Origin of the sequence: Gemmiger formicilis (assembly GCF_016901605.1) — a bacterium.
Classification (GTDB): Bacteria; Bacillota; Clostridia; order Oscillospirales; family Ruminococcaceae; genus Gemmiger; species Gemmiger formicilis_B.
Window position 1 is genome coordinate 1 of the sequence record NZ_JACJKP010000423.1, and the last position, 495, is coordinate 495.

Annotated in this window: 1 protein-coding gene; it reads left to right on the forward strand. The window is 59.0% G+C overall.

What is annotated here, in order from left to right; all coding sequences use genetic code 11:
* Positions 1-93: 93 nt before the first annotated feature.
* Positions 94-495 (forward strand): hypothetical protein (locus H6B10_RS15250; protein WP_204652335.1); only part of this gene is annotated, 402 nt, incomplete at its 3' end.

The following is a 495-nucleotide window of genomic DNA, read 5'->3' on the forward strand; positions in this document are numbered from 1 at the left end:
CCGCTGTCCCATTTGTCAGACTCGCAGCGTTTCCGTGCGCAAAAAACTCCGGTGGCACCGGAACCTGCCCCTGCGCCGCAGGAGGATTTTGAATTGAAGCTGCAACCGGAACCTGCTGCACAGCCTCAGGCTGGCGGGGACGAGTTGGATTCCTTGATCAACCGTGCAGTGAGCGGCCATGCGCCTTACTATACGCAGCAGGAAACTGGATCGGCCGCATATTCTGAAGCGGCGGACACGCAGAACTTTACGGTGCCTTTGCAGCCGGAACCACAGCCGGAAGCATTTGATACGCCGTTGGTTCCTGTGGAACCTGAATCGCCTGTGCAGCGTGTGCCGGGGGACACTATGGCGTTTTCTCCGGAAGAAGTACATGCAGCTGACAGCGGTTCCATCCCTACGCTGAACGGCAGCTTTGATGTGGGACAGGCAGCCAGTGCTGCATGGCAGGCGGGCCGTCCTTTGTCCGAATTGCTGGACGCACAGCCCGTAACA